The following is a 15,244-nucleotide window of genomic DNA, read 5'->3' as shown; positions in this document are numbered from 1 at the left end:
AATCACTAATAAATAATCTGTGTAATCACACAAAAGTAATATGAATGCTGAAAGGGAGCGGCTGAAAGATCCCGCCTGGAAAAAGTGGGGGCCTTACGTGAGCGACCGCCAATGGGGGACAGTGCGTGAGGATTATAGTGCCAACGGCGATGCCTGGAACTACCTTACCCATGATATGGCGCGCAGCAAGGCCTACCGCTGGGGCGAGGAGGGAATCGCTGGCATTTGCGATAATGAGCAGTTACTATGCTTTGCAGTAGCTTTTTGGAATAAAAAAGATCCGATCATTAAGGAACGATATTTCGGCCTTAGCAATCCCGAAGGTAATCACGGCGAGGATGTAAAGGAGTTGTATTATTATCTCGACAATACGCCTACGCATTCGTACCAGAAAATGCTATATAAATATCCGCAGCGCGAATATCCATACGCTTGGCTCGTAAACGAAAATAAAGCCCGCGGCCGCAATCAACCGGAATTTGAATTGATTGACACTGGCATATTTGATAAAGATGAATACTTCGACATATTTATTGAGTATGCTAAAAATACCCCGGAAGATATATTGATTAAAATCACAGTTCATAACCGCGGCGGCATAGATGCTGCTCTGAATGTTCTGCCTACCATCTGGTTCAGGAATACATGGAGTTGGGGATATGACAACTATATGCCTGAATTAACTGCAGACTCCCACGGCGTTATTGAGGTTTATCATGAGCATTTGGGACAACTTTGGCTTAACGCTGAGGGTGGAACGGAATTGTTATTCTGCGACAACGAAACCAATACGCAACGTTTATATGGCGTAAACGGAGGGCATAAATATTGTAAAGATGGAATAAACGATTATATAGTTAACAGTACGAATACAATTAATCCAAAACAAAAAGGCACAAAGGCAGCCATAAATTTCGACATAAATGTGCCTGCAAAGCAAAGCAAAGTGTTACGCCTGCGTTTATCAAAAGACGCGGCAAATGGCTTTGATGATTTTGACAAGTTATTCGGCGAACGTAAAGCAGAGGCCGGCGATTTCTATGCCGGAATAAGCCAGGCAGGGCAAAACCGGGATAAAATGCTGATTGAGCGGCAAGCGCTAGCCGGTATGTTATGGAATAAGCAATTTTATTATTACGATATTAATCATTGGCTGCATGGCGACCCAGCTCAGCCTTCGCCTCCCAAAGAAAGGCTAAACGCACGTAACAGAAAGTGGACCCACTTTAATACGCGCGACATTATCTCTATGCCCGATAAGTGGGAGTATCCCTGGTTTGCAGCCTGGGACCTCGCATTCCATTGCATTCCGCTCGCCAGGGTAGATATGGCCTTTGCCAAAAGCCAGCTAACCTTACTGGTACGCGACTGGTATATGCATCCTAACGGACAACTGCCTGCATATGAATGGGATTTCAACGATGCTAACCCGCCGGTGCATGCCATGATAACATGGAAGATATACCAGCAGGATAAAGCGGCGAATGGCACGGGCGATACCTATTTTCTTGAACGTATCTTCCATAAGTTGATGCTGAATTTTACCTGGTGGGTAAACCGCAAGGATGCATTAGGCAATAATATTTTTGAAGGAGGCTTTTTAGGACTGGATAATATCGGCGTATTTGACAGGAACGCTGACTTGCCCATGGGCGAATACCTGGAACAGGCCGATGGTACTAGCTGGATGGCCATTTATTCGCTTAATTTATTGCGCATAGCCGCTGAACTCGCGGAAACGAATAAAGCTTACAATGGCATAGCAAGTAAATTTTTTGAGCACTTTATCTATATTGCCGGCGCGATGTCAAACCTCGGCGAAAACAACGAAGGGCTTTGGGATGACGCGGACGGCTTTTTTTACGACCAATTACGCCTTCCGGACAACGGCACGAAAAAATTGCGCGTACGCAGTATAGTGGGGCTTATACCGCTGATTGCTGCTGAGATATTAAGCGAAGACGACATTACCAACAACCCGATATTCAGCTATCGGCTGAAATGGTTTGCAGAAAACAGGCCTGATTTAGCCTCGCTGGTATCACGCTGGAATGAAACTAAAACCCCTGGTTCGCACCTGGTAAGTTTATTGCGTGGCTACCGGATGAAATCATTGTTAAAATACCTGCTTGATGAAAACGAGTTTTTAAGCGAATATGGCATCCGCTCCGTATCAAAGTATCATTTAAATAATCCTTACCGGGTATCGCTTGATGGCATACAATTCGATGTTAAATATACACCAGCCGAAAGTGACAGCGGCCTGTTTGGTGGCAACAGTAATTGGCGTGGGCCGATATGGATGCCTGTAAACTATCTGCTTATAGAAAGTATCCGCAAGTTTTACTTGTATTATGGCGATGATTTTAAAATAGAATGCCCGACAGGATCGGGAACTTTTATGAACCTGCAGCAGGTTGCAGACGAGCTTTACAGTCGTATTTGCAAATTATTTTTAAAAGATAATGCATCCCGCAGGGCAGTATTTGGCAACTATGAAAAAATGCAGACCGATCCTAATTTTAACGACTATATACTTTTTTACGAATATTTTGACGGCGACACCGGCCGCGGGCTGGGTGCTTCGCATCAAACAGGCTGGACCGGGCTGGTTGCAGCTTGCTTTAAATGAGACCGGGATGAATTAATTGCCGCCCCTGAAAATTTTATTTTCAAGTGCTTGTTGAACAGGCAAAGGCAGGGCCGAAAGGAGATTGTAACCGGTAGCATCCTCAATGCTTTTAATGGTACATATGTAATTCATCCAATTGTTAGAAATACTATTGTCGTTTGGGGTATTTACCGCAATTACCTGTGTGTCTTCGTCAACGCGTGCAAGATCATCGTCTCCTTCCGGTATAATAATTACCACCTTCCAGATATGCGCAGGCACGGTGATCCTCCCGTTATCAATAACCGTTGCGTAGCCATTGCGCCCCGTTCCGCCGCTGCCATAGGCGCCCATAATGATATAGGCCTCGTTTCCTCGTTTAACTTTATTTCGGCAGTAGCTTTCCAAATGCTCCCAGGTATGCTGATTATTGTTAGGCGCCTGCGGAATAATATTATCCATTAAAAAAGTGGCGGAATTAGCATCCGGGGTACTGGTGCGGTCGCCGCTGGGGCAATTATGCCCCTTATCGAATCCGCTGCGTTTGTAGCTGTTATTATCGGCTTCGTACCAGCCATCAGGCAAGGTCTCGTCTGGTCTGAAATTATTTAGCCGGTCTGTTTCGCCTAAATCGGCCGAACACAAGTGCCAGCTTACCCAGTTTGGTTCACTTTTGTCCTTGTTGTAACTTTCAATGTAATATTTATGGTCTATAAGGTAGTTATCAGCGTTTAACAGATTGGCGGTGGCATTGCTTGGGTTACCGAAAAGCAGGTTACTGTTATCGTTAAGCTGAGCTTCGTGCTTCTGTTTACAACCGGTAATACTTATACTGGCGGCAGCCAACAAACACAGCGCAAGAAATTTAAATCGCATCTTCAACTGTAAAGGAAACAGGCCCGAAGATAAAAACATCACCCGGAAACCGCTTACTCAATTTCTCAACATCATCAAAAATGCTTATTAAAATCTAATGTGTGAAAATGACACAATAAATTTCTTTATTCAATTTTATTGGTTTAGATTTACGAAACCACTTAAACAAACCAACTAAACTAAACAATGAATTACAACAGGCGTAAATTTCTGCAGAGCACCGGGGCGCTGGTGCTTGGCGGCATGGCTTTATCGGGCAAGGCCAACTCATTGCTATCAGGTTTCGCAGCCCGTCCAGTAGGCTTGCAGTTGTTTACATTTTTCGGAGTTATTGACGAAGATGTAAAAGGCATATTAACCAAAATAGCTGATGTAGGCTACAAAGAACTGGAATCGGCATTCAGTAAAAAGGGCGGCTACTACGGCATGAAGCCAAAAGAATTTAAGGCGATGGTAAACGGACTTGGCATGCAATGGACATCGCACCACGTAATTGGCGCCCCCTTTAAACTACCTAAAGGCTATAAGATGCCGAACGGTCCGGATGGAAAACCTATGGTGATTCCCCCCATGCTTAACCTGCGCGACAACATGCAGCAACTGGTTGATGAGGCTGCAGAAGGCGGCCTGAAATACCTGGTTTGTGCTAATGCTCCAACCGGAACACTTGAAGAAATTAAGGAAACTTTAGCAACGCTGAATAAAACCGGTGAAGCTGCAAGAAAGGCAGGCCTGCAATTTTGTTACCATAACCACGATATGGAATTTAAAGCTGTTGACGGTAAGGTGCCTTATCATTTACTGCTTACCGAAACAGATGCTAAAAACGTAAAAATGGAGCTCGACCTTGCGTGGGCGATAAAAGGCGGGCAAAATCCTGTTCAGATGTTTAAAGAGCACCCTGGCCGTTTCCCGCTGTGGCATGTTAAAGATCTTGACGCGTCTCACAATACAATATTACCTGTGGGAAGCGGCACAATTGATTTTAAGCCTATTTTTGCCGCGGCGGCAAGTTCGGGTATGCAACATTTCTTTGTGGAGCATGATATGCCGAAGGACGCTATGGCCAGCATAAAAAGCAGCTACGGATATATTACAAAAACATTAAAAGCCTGAATGTAAACGCGAAAGCCGCCCTGGATACATGGCGGCTTTCGCGTTTAACAATATTACAAGCAACGGTGTGTTCCAGGTTACGAAATTGGAGACGGCTTTATCCGCATCCTTAAGGTCTTAACCCAGTTCTTCATCCACTGGTAAATGGTCGAATATTCTAAATAATTCCTGATCGAATCGTCATTTCGGATGGTGGTAACCAGGTCACGCAACATGCTTCTCATGGGGGAGGTTTTACTCACGGTAGTAACAATTTCCTCAAGCTGGTCCGCATATACCACGGCCTCATACTCATTGTCAAAAATCAGCTCAGTTTCGCTTTTCTTTTCTTTAATGCCTTTTGAAGGAATAGGCAATTTGTAATTCTTAAAGTCGGCTGAAGTCAGTCTTTTTGCACCGGTCGGCGGAATGTTGATACGTAACATAGGATTAATATTTAGTTCTTTTTACCTCGAATAACTCTGAACAAATTCATCATTTCTAATTGACATGATAATATCGTTTATAGCCCGATATTGTGGCGTGTCTTTATCATCTAACTGATTTGACAGGTTTTCCAACTGTTCTGCGTAAGTAATAGCATCTTCTTCATCATCAAACTTCAGCAGAAGATGATTGTCACCTTCAACGTCAGCGCCGCCCGTTGGCGCTGGTATCTCATATTGCTCAAACGCCGCAAATGTTAAATTTGTATTATCACCCGGTTGAATAGTAATATTAAGCATGGTTTTAATGATAAATTAGCAAGCTTTTTATAACAGTTCAACACTGTAAAGTTAATGCTGTTTTAACAATTTTGCATTTAATTAATGTTAAATTTTATGCAGCAAGTGCTTTGTTCACTTAACTATTACATAATACGTGCCATTTTGAAATAACGTTGTCTTTGGGTAACTTGAAGCGGAAATAAAAATAGCTTTTTACAATGACAGTAACCCCAGCCACGCAGCTAAAAAAGGTGCTTAAACCTATACATCTTTGGGCTATAGCAGTAAGTCTGGTTATCTCAGGAGAGTATTTTGGCTGGAATCTTGGCTGGGCATCGGCAGGCACTACCGGTTTTCTGCTGGCATCTGTAATAGTTACCATCATGTACGTAACTTTCATTTTTAGTTATACTGAACTTACTGCCGCCATTCCGCATGCGGGTGGCGCTTTTGCGTACGCATATCGTGCAATGGGGCCTTTCGGGGGCTTATTTGCAGGTTACGCTACGCTGATAGATTTTTTGTTTGCCACGCCAGCAATCGCATTTGCCCTGGGAGCCTATCTGCATTTTCTGGAACCGGGGGTCCCGGTCTTGTATTCTGCCATATTTTTTAATGTTGTATTTATTGTAATAAATATCCTGGGTGTTAAAGAATCTGCCACGTTTTCACTCATCATTACTCTTTTAGCTGTGGCAGAGTTGCTGATTTTTATGGGAATAGTCTCGCCGCACTTTAAAGCGGATAACTTCTTCAGCCATTCCATGCCTTTGAGTTTTCCTGGGATTTTCGCATCGCTGCCTTACGCGGTATGGTTTTACCTGGCTATCGAGGGAGTGGCTATGGTGGCCGAAGAAGTAAAAGACCCTAAACGCAATATTCCCAAGGGATATATTTCAGGCCTTACCACGCTGATACTGCTCGCTTTTGGCGTTATGATTTTTACAGGCGGTGTTACTGACTGGCGAAAACTAAGTAAACTTGATTACCCGCTGCCTGAAGCTATCAGTATCGTGCTGGGAAAAGCCAGCAGCCTCACCAAAATATTTGCCAGCATCGGTTTATTTGGACTGATAGCATCTTTTCATGGCACCATACTGGCCTCGTCACGACAGGTGTTCGCTATGGCCAGGAGTGGTTACCTTCCGAGGGCACTGTCAACAGTTAATCGCAAATTTAAAACTCCCCATTGGGCAATTATTGCAGGAGGTATAGTCAGTGCTGTTGCCCTTTACACCGGTACGACCGATAAAATAGTGATCATGTCGGTAATGGGCGCTATCAGCATGTATATGATGAGTATGCTCAGCCTCTTTATATTGCGAAAAAAGGAGCCCGCTTTGGAACGACCCTTTACAGCCCCTTTTTATCCTGCCTTTCCATTTATTGCCCTGCTGATATCAGCCATAACCCTAATAACAATGATCTATTTTTATCCTTGGTTAAGCCTGATATTTTTTAGCGGCCTTATGATGGCGATAATAGTATTTACACTAATGGGTAAACATAAAATTAAACTGGTTGAAGAGTTTATGGTTTCACCGATAACATGACATAAGTGTACAGGTATACCATTCGCAATACAACTTACAGCTTCCGGGATTTAAAAAGCCTGATGGCTAAAGCGTCGCCATACCGTAGCGGGGATGTCCTTGCGGGGGTATGTGCGGAAAGCTACGAGGAGCGGGTTGCAGCGCAGATTACCCTTGCAGATGTGCCCTTGAAAACCTTTTTGAACGAGGCTATTATACCGTATGAAACCGACGAGGTTACGAGGCTGATTATGGATAGCCACGATGCAATTGCTTTTGGGCCCATCGGTAGCTTCACCATTGGCGAATTCCGCGACTGGCTTTTAGGCGATGATGCGGACAGCGCTATGTTAAAATCTATTGCAGCAGGCATAACCCCCGAAATGGCTGCCGCCGTATCTAAGTTAATGCGCAACCAGGATCTCATCGCGGTAGCAAAAAAATGTGAAATAGTCACCAGCTTCAGAAATACTATCGGTCTAAAAGGGCATTTCTCAACTCGCCTGCAGCCTAACCATCCGACTGACGATCCTAAAGGTGTGGCGGCAAGCATCATCGATGGCTTGCTTTATGGCAGTGGCGATGCCTGCATAGGTATTAATCCTGCAACAGATAGCCCTGCCGCTGTGTTGAAATTATTGAACCTGATCGACAAGTTGCGGCAGCAGTTTGATATCCCTACTCAATCGTGCGTGTTAAGCCATATTACCACTACTTTAAATCTGATCAACCAGGGTGCGCCTGTCGATCTCTGTTTTCAATCCATAGGCGGAACTGAACAAACCAACAGCAGCTTTGGCATAAACCTGGCTTTAATTGATGAAGCTTACGAGGCTACCCTTTCGCTTAACCGCGGAACTGCCGGCCGGAATGTTATGTATTTTGAAACAGGGCAGGGAAGCTCGCTATCGGCAAATGCACATCATGGCGCCGACCAGCAAACGTGCGAAACGAGAGCCTACGCTGTTGCGCGCAGGTACAAACCGCTACTGGTAAATACCGTTGTCGGTTTTATAGGCCCTGAATATTTGTATGACGGTAAACAAATAATCCGCGCAGCGCTCGAAGATCATTTCTGCGGTAAATTACTTGGCTTGCCAATGGGTGTTGACGTCTGCTATACTAATCATGCCGAAGCCGACCAGGACGATATGGACAACCTGCTGACCTTACTCGGTGTAGCCGGTTGCAATTTTACCATGGGCATACCAGGTTCTGACGACATTATGCTGAACTATCAATCCACATCCTTTCATGATGCGCTTTATTTAAGAAAGACTTTAGACTTAAAACCTGCCCCGGAGTTTGAGAAATGGCTGGTGAGGCAGGGAATAATGAGCGAAAACGGTGAAATGCTTAGCATTAATCCGTCCCATAAACTGCTGACCGGGGTAATATGAGCAACGAAATAACAGGAACAAACCCGTTAACTCAATTACGTAGCTGTACAACTGCCCGGATATTTATCGGGCGTACGGGCAACGCCATTCCGCTAAAACAATCCCTGGCGTTTAAACTTGCCCACGCGCATGCACGGGATGCGGTTTACTCGCGTTTAAACGTTGATGTGCTGACAGACAAACTGAAATTATTTGATTTGCTATTGCTGCATGTACATAGCCAAGCAACCAACCGGCAAAAGTATCTTCAACGCCCGGATTATGGCCGGCGGCTGGATGACACCAGCAAAGCTCAATTGAAAGGTTATTGTGGTGAGGATATTGTAATTATTATCGCCGACGGCCTGTCTGCAGAAGCAGTAAATGAAAATGCTTTAGGGCTATTGAAGATACTCATTCCCAAATTTAGAGCTGCTGACTTACGGGTTGGCTGCATTTGTCTTGCAGAAGAGGGGCGGGTTGCCCTCGGGGACGATATAGGTGAGGGGTTGAATGCCGGACTTTCGATAATGCTGATAGGAGAGCGCCCCGGCTTAAGTGCGGCGGACAGCATGGGAGTATATTTAACTTATAAGCCGAGGCCCGGCCTTACTGATGAATCGCGAAATTGTGTGTCAAATATCCGGAAACATGGGATGAGTTATAAACAGGCAGCGGAAAAGATATTTTACCTGGTAAATGAGGCTTTTAAACGGAAATTATCGGGAGTAGCTTTAAAGGATAACGAAGGTTTACTGGATCATTAATAACAGCCGCGTTCATTAACCAACCATCTTGAATACGTTTAGTTTATACTTTTGCTCCAAGCACGCGTCGCCATGCCCAGCGCGTCAAGCGGTTAAATCCACCCCAACTGGCTACAAATTTAGTGATATCATTCAAACAGGTTTCGGCGAATTTCTTCTTAAAATTGATCGAAGCGAGTTTATAAGCGTTATCGGGATCTTCCAAACCTATGCGCTCATATATCTCTCTTTTTACATACATGGTGCGCACAAAAAGTATATTAAACATGATTACATAACTGTAAAGCGTGCGTTTTACGTAACCGGCTTTGGCAGCATAATCCTTCAAAAGATTTTTAGTAAATAAGATATGCCTGCCTTCTTCAATATTATGCAAGTCAAACATCTTTTTAAGCACAGGGTAAATGTCTGCAGAGCGTCGTGCAAACGTTCCATAAACATCCGTAACCAGTTCGATAGATACGCTGCCCATAAAAAGATAATCGGCAGGCAGATACTTATTGCTAAAATTGCTGAAAAATTTATGCAAGCCTGTTTGTTTAATCGGGCTGCCGCCAAGTTTAGCAATAGCCTGTCCGAACATCTCCTGGTGCCTGAACTCTTCAATTAATTCGCGGAGCAAAAAGCGGTGCTCAATATTATCCAGCGGCAATGTAAGGATATGGCGCGTCATGAAAAGACAAAACAAGCATTCGCCCCAGGCGTACGAAGCGATCACCTGCACCAGTTCATGTCGGCCAAGCTCGAGCTTTTGGGCAGGAGTAAGGGTATCGTAAATTTCAAGCCCGTACAGCGAAGTCAGCATTTCCGGCAGGAAAATGTCGCCGGTGCCAGGCTCTAATTCCCAGGGGATATAGGTCTCCGGCATCAGCGGGTGTTCCCTGCTGATTTTTATCAGGCGCTCTACTTCTTTTACATCCATGATATTTGTGTCAGACCCAAACGTTTTTACATCTTGTCATTGAGAAGGAACGACCAAGCGAACTCATAAAGACGCATAGATAAACTGCGGAGTATCGGCAAGTTCGCAATGACCAAATTTTATATTTGCTTTGAACAACAACATCTGTTTCCGAAAGTTTGTCAGCTTTCCTTAAACTATACCGGCTGCCAGCTCACTAAGTTGCCTACACAGCAAATAATTGCCCCATATCCTTAAACGATTTAAATTCTAGGGCATTGCCCGATGGGTCCAGAAAAAAAAGGGTAGCCTGTTCTCCGGTTTCACCTTTAAAGCGGATGTAGGGCTCGATCACAAATTTTACATTATGGCTGCGTAACCGCTGCTCAAGCTCGTGCCACGCATCCCACTGCAGCACAACGCCATAATGTGGCACAGGCACATCGTGCCCGTCAACCGGGTTGAAATGATGGGCGGGTATTTCTGTTGGCCGCGGTTTCAGATGGATAACAAACTGGTGGCCATAAAGATTGAAGTCTGTCCATTGATCCGAACTGCGGCCTTCGCTGCAGCCCAGCACCTCGCGATAAAATTTCCGCGCCTCTTCAAGGTCATAAACAGGCACCGCTACGTGAAAAGGGGTTAATTTCATTTTTTTGTTTTAATGGCTGTAAAGTTGCAGCAGTTGAAGCTCATAGCCCTTACAGCTCTTATAACTCTGCAACCAATAACTACTTCACATTGTATCTATATAGCTGCCTTCCGATATGACCATCCTTATCAATGCCTTCAATTATTACCCGGCAGCTGCCAACGCCATCAGCATTAAAGTATTCCATTGACGCGTTTCCATTGGCATCGGTCACCACGTTAGGATTCCAATAAATGGTTGTACGTGTGTCTATACGGCCCGGCTGCAAACCACGCGGACCGCTGTAGCGCGGCAGATAGAACGACCTTTTTACCGCATAGCCCTTTGGTGTAAAAGTTACTTCGCTTTTTGACGGTATCAATGCCTTTAATTCTGCCAGGCTTATTTTTTGTCCTTCCGGCGCTTTTTTCATATTCACTACTATTGCGCCATTGCTTTGGTAGGTATTATTAACCAGACCAAGTTCGTCTTTCAAAAATATTTCAACGGATTCTACACCATCCGCGCTCATATTCGCCAGGTAAATGGGGTCCACAGGCATACCTTTAACAAATATCTGCACAGGGGTTCTATTACCGGCATTATAGTCACGCGTCACATAGAAGTTATCATCCCGGAACATCATTCCAGTCGCGGCTACTTTCAGGCAATCCAGCAGATTGGAGCAACCCTGCAATTGATTTGGGTTAATTAAATGGTCGGGCTCAGAGCTCAGGCTGGATAATGTACTGTAATCCCTGTGGCTCACTTTTGGAACTATCCTTGTGTCTTTAATCGTAACCTCTTTCAGCACGTTTGAATTGGCAAATTGTATTTTGCTGTTTTTAAGATATGGACTAAGTACACTATCGATATTCATAATTTCATCCGGCACGCTTGGGTTTACAGTTAACTTTTGATAGGGATCGCCGTCTACTGTTAAAACCATGTCTGCGCCATGTGGGTTATTTCGCGCGCTTACAAACACCTGTGTGGAATCCTGGAATACCAAACCCGGAAATTTAAAGCGGCCATCAGCGTCGGTTACTGTGTTCGCGGAATAGTTTTTATCCTTTATCTGGAGGCGTACATTGCCCCCGGGGATAGGCATACCGTTAGGCGCACGAAGCGTACCTGTGAGAGTTATCCCTTGTTCAGGCAAGAAACTTATTGCCGGGTATTTGTTTGACATAATCCCATCATACGAAAAGCGGCGGTAGCCCTGTGTCTGTAACAGAACATCCAGGTCGGCAAGTTTTTTTTCGTCTGTATGGTTGAAATAATAATTTGGCTTTTCTATATAACCGGTAATATCCGCGGTAAGCAGCAAATAGCTTAAAATGGTTGTTTCGGCATTTTCATCAAAAGGTACCTTTGTATCATCAACAACTGTTAATGAAAAATTGCCCTCAGCGGGCTTACCGTTATTCTTTGCGGTGACATTCAGCTTCACTTTTTGCCTGGTGTCGTAAGTTGGATGGTCGCTTGCGACAGTGAGATTAAGCTGATCCGGATGCAATATAAAGGCTATCCTTTCGCTAAGCGGCTCGCCGTCATCGGCAAAAAGCGTAACTTGTACAATCCCGGTCGGGAATTTGCTTTTGGGCACCGTTGCAGCATAAACCTGGTTTTGAAGTTTGGTCTGGGCCGCAAAACATATAATCCCGGCAGACTTGGCCAGGATAAAAAACGTCTTACCCTCATTCTCCTTTACAAAAGCAGCGTCTGATAATAAACGTATTTTCAGGTTGTCAGCATCACTATTATCAATACTAATAGTGGTTGCATCCGATAATACTTTCGGCATATCCGGCTTATCGGTCGTTCCATCGGCAAAGGTTAAGCTGGCTGTATAAGTTTTACCATCTTCCGGAGTTAATTGAAAAAAGCCCATCCCCAGATGAGATGAGGCGAACTGTGCCACCACTTTACCGGTATTATCAGTAACAGTGCCTTTAACGTCTATGCCAAGCCCGTCTGGTTTCAATGCCTTGAACGCTATTTTTGATGGTATGCCGGCTATCAGTTGCCCGCCCTCTGGAAAAAATTGTATATCATTAGGCTCGGAAACCGGCTTTAAAGCAAATTTGCTGGTGCCTTGTTTCCTGTCGCCACGGTCAATAACAGTGATCAGTTGAGCGGAATCAAGCCCGATATTTTTTATATTGGCATAATCGATATTGATAAAGCCGTCTTTATCTGTTTCGCCTTTGCCCTTGGCTATCTCGTCATAATCTTTTTCAATCGTCCAACTCACACGTTTACCTGCGTAGGGTTTACCCTCATTGTCCTTATAGTAAATACCTGCAGATATTTTTGTATACTTTGTTCCGGCGATACGTTTTAAAGCAATTTGGGTGGATAAATTATTGTTGATTGCATCGCCGATGGTGATATTTTTATTGAAAAAATATTGCGGACCGGCATTGTTCATCCAATTTGTATAAGCTACTATCCTATAATTACCTTTTTTAAACGTGTATTGGGAGATGGGGATGTCCGCCCACGAAACGCTGTTTTTTACCGGGATCTTCAATGATTGCACTAACGAATCTTTAGCAGTAAGAATATCTACATAAATTATCTTGCTGATGCCCGAAGGCTGGTGCATATCCATAGTGAGATAGGCCTTAAACCATATAGTATCACCCAATGCGTAATAAGGTTTATCAAAATGCAGGTACACCCGCTCAATAGGATTATCCTGGTAAATTTTGGCAGTTCTTGTCATTATTTTATTCAGTACCGAGCCATCCTGTGCAGACGCGGTTGAATAACAAAAAGGCATGGCTAAAACAAGTAAAAGTAAATTCTTTATAAATCTCATCAGTTTAGTTTGATCCGGATGTTAGGGCTAATATAGGCCATTAACGCTTAAATGCTAAAAATTAGCAGTGTGTTTAACATATTTTTACAAAATAAAACAGGAATGTTACTTAACCAGCATCTGTATAGTGTTGCGGCTAAGCTGCTCCATAAGTATAGTTTTACCGGCTTTTAGGTCGTTTAACCATTCGGCGGAGTAATGCCGCACGGTAATAAGCGTTAAGCCTTCGTTATATTTAACGTTAAAATCCTGCCTCAACGCGGTTAGTAGTTTTTTAAACCTGTTTTCTGAATAATCGATACAGACGCTGAAACTAAGGGCTGATGTTTGCATCATATTCACCTTTGCATGGCTTTGCGCAAACATCCCGAAAATATCGCTCAAATGATTCTCAGAAATAAATGAATAGTCTTTGGCTGATAACGAAACCAGCACCTGGTTTTGTTTTACTATGATAACGGGTTTGGTAAATATGTTGCGGCCGTTCTCTTTAATTACGGTACCTGGTGCGCCCGGATCGCCAAAAGGCTTAACCAACAATGGTATATTAGCATTTTGCAGCGGTTTGATAGTTTTTGGGTGTATCACCGTTGCGCCGTAATAGGTCATTTCGATAGCCTCAGAGTAGGAGAGTTCGTCAAACTTAATGGTGTCATTAAAAAGTTTAGGGTCGGCATTCAATACGCCGGGAACATCTTTCCATGTGGTAACGGACTCAGCGCCAAGGCATGAGGCGAATATGGAAGCTGTGTAGTCTGAACCTTCACGGCCAAGTGTAGTGGTAAAGTTTTCTGAGGTGCCGCCCAAAAAGCCCTGCGTAACCACTACGCCCTTATTGAGTAATGGCGGGATGCCCGTGCTGATGCTCTCCCTGGTCTTCGCCCATTGCACGCCGCCTTCACGATAATTATTGTCGGTATGTACATAGCCACGAACATCAACCCATTGGCTTTTTACACCGGCCTTATTCAGGTAAGCACTAACGATACGCGTGGATACCAGTTCGCCGATCGAAACGATCTGGTCATAAATAAAATCGTAATCGTCATGTGGCTCATCTTCAATTACCCAGTCAATTTCCACAAAAGTATTGGCCACTTCGTTGAAGATATTGTCTTGTTTATCAAATAGTTGCTCTATGATGTCGTAGTGATACTTCTTTATCTCGTCGAAAATGGCATGCATTTGCTCATCGCCGTCCACATACGCTTTGGTCAGTCTTTCCAGTGCGTTGGTAGTTTTCCCCATTGCCGACACAACGATCACCAACTGGTTACCTTCGAACCGTTTCACTACATTGGCGAGGTTTACTATATTATCGGCATCCTTTACCGATGCACCTCCGAATTTGAATACAAGCATTTACAATAATTTTTACCGCCGCTTATGGCAATGAGTTTAAACCGGGATAATCCCGGTTAGTCTTCATGGATTAATTTCAAAAAGCTGTTCTTTCGATAACGAGGCATTCAGCCAGCCAGCCTCTACCGCGGCGCCATATTTTTTTTGGTAGAAGCCGATCGCAGGCTCGTTCCAGTCGAGTACCTGCCAAACCATGCCATTAAAGCCTAATTCCCTGGCTTCAAGAATCAACCTGTCAAAAAGTAACTTGCCAATCCCTTTTCCCCGCGCCTCTTCCGTCACTATCAAATCCTCTAAATACATACGTTGCCCTTTCCAGGTAGAGTAGCGGATATAGTACACTGCAAAGCCAAGGATAACATCGTTTTCCTCTGCTACAAAAGCTTTCCAAACCGGCTTATCGCCAAATCCGGCATCTTCAAACTCCTGCAAAGTAACGGTAACTTCTTCCGGGGATTTTTCGAATATAGCAAGCTCATGCACAAGCTCCATCAAACGCGGGCAATCTTCTTTTCGGGCAATACGTATGTTCATC

Annotated in this window: 13 protein-coding genes; 5 read left to right on the top strand and 8 right to left on the bottom strand. The window is 44.2% G+C overall.

Annotated elements, in window-relative coordinates:
* The first annotated feature begins 40 nt into the window (after positions 1–40).
* The gene (locus Q3W13_RS13110; RefSeq protein WP_302864512.1) at positions 41–2,632 is read left to right on the top strand and encodes a glucosidase; all 2,592 of its coding nucleotides are present in this window, start codon (positions 41–43) and stop codon (positions 2,630–2,632) included.
* A gap of 12 nt (positions 2,633–2,644) precedes the next feature.
* Here Q3W13_RS13110 and Q3W13_RS13105 read toward each other — a convergent pair whose 3' ends face one another.
* Positions 2,645–3,487: a DNA/RNA non-specific endonuclease gene (locus Q3W13_RS13105; RefSeq protein WP_302864510.1), complete on the bottom strand. Its 843-nt coding sequence runs from the start codon at positions 3,485–3,487 to the stop codon at positions 2,645–2,647.
* Positions 3,488–3,673: 186 nt separating this feature from the next.
* Between Q3W13_RS13105 and Q3W13_RS13100 the strand changes: the two genes are divergently transcribed.
* Complete coding sequence (locus tag Q3W13_RS13100) at positions 3,674–4,603, top strand: sugar phosphate isomerase/epimerase (RefSeq protein WP_302864508.1); 930 nt, start codon at positions 3,674–3,676, stop codon at positions 4,601–4,603.
* Positions 4,604–4,680: 77 nt separating this feature from the next.
* On the opposite strand, the gene Q3W13_RS13095 is transcribed toward Q3W13_RS13100, so the two are convergent.
* Together Q3W13_RS13095 and Q3W13_RS13090 are read right to left on the bottom strand one after the other, a co-directional pair.
* Complete coding sequence (locus Q3W13_RS13095) at positions 4,681–5,028, bottom strand: hypothetical protein (protein ID WP_302864506.1); 348 nt, start codon at positions 5,026–5,028, stop codon at positions 4,681–4,683.
* A 21-nt stretch (positions 5,029–5,049) separates the two neighbouring features.
* On the bottom strand, positions 5,050–5,328 hold the full coding sequence (locus Q3W13_RS13090) for a hypothetical protein (RefSeq protein WP_302864505.1): 279 nt from the start codon (positions 5,326–5,328) through the stop codon (positions 5,050–5,052).
* A 200-nt stretch (positions 5,329–5,528) separates the two neighbouring features.
* Here Q3W13_RS13090 and eat point away from each other — a divergent pair, with 200 nt between their 5' ends.
* The 3 genes from eat to eutC are packed head-to-tail and all read left to right on the top strand — an operon-like array spanning position 5,529 to position 8,988.
* Positions 5,529–6,863, top strand: coding sequence for an ethanolamine permease (gene eat, locus Q3W13_RS13085; protein WP_302864504.1), 1,335 nt, complete (start codon positions 5,529–5,531; stop codon positions 6,861–6,863).
* A 5-nt stretch (positions 6,864–6,868) separates the two neighbouring features.
* Positions 6,869–8,242 (top strand): ethanolamine ammonia-lyase subunit EutB, encoded by a 1,374-nt coding sequence (locus Q3W13_RS13080; protein WP_302864503.1) that lies wholly within the window; start codon positions 6,869–6,871, stop codon positions 8,240–8,242.
* Positions 8,239–8,988, top strand: a complete 750-nt coding sequence (eutC, locus tag Q3W13_RS13075) for an ethanolamine ammonia-lyase subunit EutC (RefSeq protein WP_302864501.1) — start codon at positions 8,239–8,241, stop codon at positions 8,986–8,988. Before Q3W13_RS13080 ends, eutC begins: the two co-directional genes overlap by 4 nt.
* 43 nt (positions 8,989–9,031) lie before the next feature.
* Here eutC and Q3W13_RS13070 read toward each other — a convergent pair whose 3' ends face one another.
* The 5 genes from Q3W13_RS13070 to Q3W13_RS13050 all read right to left on the bottom strand — a co-directional run bounded on the left by Q3W13_RS13070 (position 9,032) and on the right by Q3W13_RS13050 (position 15,243).
* Positions 9,032–9,910 (bottom strand): diiron oxygenase, encoded by an 879-nt coding sequence (locus Q3W13_RS13070; protein WP_302864499.1) that lies wholly within the window; start codon positions 9,908–9,910, stop codon positions 9,032–9,034.
* 205 nt (positions 9,911–10,115) lie between these two features.
* The gene (locus Q3W13_RS13065; RefSeq protein WP_302864498.1) at positions 10,116–10,541 is read right to left on the bottom strand and encodes a VOC family protein; all 426 of its coding nucleotides are present in this window, start codon (positions 10,539–10,541) and stop codon (positions 10,116–10,118) included.
* A gap of 79 nt (positions 10,542–10,620) precedes the next feature.
* Positions 10,621–13,347, bottom strand: coding sequence for a carboxypeptidase-like regulatory domain-containing protein (locus tag Q3W13_RS13060; RefSeq protein WP_302864497.1), 2,727 nt, complete (start codon positions 13,345–13,347; stop codon positions 10,621–10,623).
* A gap of 105 nt (positions 13,348–13,452) precedes the next feature.
* Positions 13,453–14,709: an aspartate kinase gene (locus Q3W13_RS13055; protein ID WP_302864496.1), complete on the bottom strand. Its 1,257-nt coding sequence runs from the start codon at positions 14,707–14,709 to the stop codon at positions 13,453–13,455.
* Between the two features lie 63 nt (positions 14,710–14,772).
* Positions 14,773–15,243 (bottom strand): GNAT family N-acetyltransferase, encoded by a 471-nt coding sequence (locus Q3W13_RS13050; protein WP_302864494.1) that lies wholly within the window; start codon positions 15,241–15,243, stop codon positions 14,773–14,775.
* Between the last annotated feature and the right edge of the window lies 1 nt (position 15,244).

This window comes from Mucilaginibacter sp. L3T2-6 (assembly GCF_030519355.1).
Classification (GTDB): Bacteria; Bacteroidota; Bacteroidia; order Sphingobacteriales; family Sphingobacteriaceae; genus Mucilaginibacter.
Note: the sequence above shows the minus strand (reverse complement) of the source record. Positions and strands in the feature narration are given on the sequence as shown.